Raw genomic sequence first — 567 nt, 5'->3', positions numbered from 1 at the left:
GGCCAACCTGAGCTTTACCGACACCGCGCAGAACGTGGTGCTGATCGGTGGCCCAGGCACCGGCAAAACCCACCTAGCCACCGCGCTGGCCGTGTCCGGCATCACCCGGCACGGTAAGCGCGTGCGCTTCTACTCCACGGTCGATCTGGTCAATCTGCTGGAGCGCGAAAAACACGACGGCAAAGCCGGGCGGATCGCCCAGGCACTGCTGCGCATGGATCTGGTCATCCTCGACGAACTGGGTTATCTGCCGTTCAGCCAGGCTGGCGGTGCGTTGCTGTTTCACCTGCTGTCCAAGCTGTACGAACACACCAGCGTGGTGATCACCACCAACCTGAGCTTCGCCGAATGGTCGAGCGTGTTCGGCGACGCCAAGATGACCACCGCCCTGCTGGATCGGCTGACCCACCACTGCCACATCGTCGAAACCGGTAACGAGTCCTATCGCCTGCAACACAGTAGCTTGGCGGCCCAGGCCAAGATCAAATCACGGGAGCGAAAGCGTAAGGGCGGCCAGGAACCGGAGGACGATGAGCCGTTCTGATTTCATGGCGACGACGGCCTGCT

The 567-nt window shown here is 62.1% G+C and carries 1 protein-coding gene; it reads left to right on the top strand.

The annotated features are described in order from the left end of the window. Positions 1-544: IS21-like element ISPst3 family helper ATPase IstB (gene istB / locus CXP40_RS23555; protein ID WP_106735688.1), on the top strand; the 544-nt coding region annotated here is incomplete at its 5' end. Positions 545-567 lie beyond the last annotated feature (23 nt).

Origin of the sequence: Pseudomonas sp. YY-1 (genome assembly GCF_002843095.1) — a bacterium.
Classification (GTDB): domain Bacteria; phylum Pseudomonadota; class Gammaproteobacteria; order Pseudomonadales; family Pseudomonadaceae; genus Aquipseudomonas; species Aquipseudomonas sediminis_A.
Note: the sequence above shows the minus strand (reverse complement) of the source record. Positions and strands in the feature narration are given on the sequence as shown.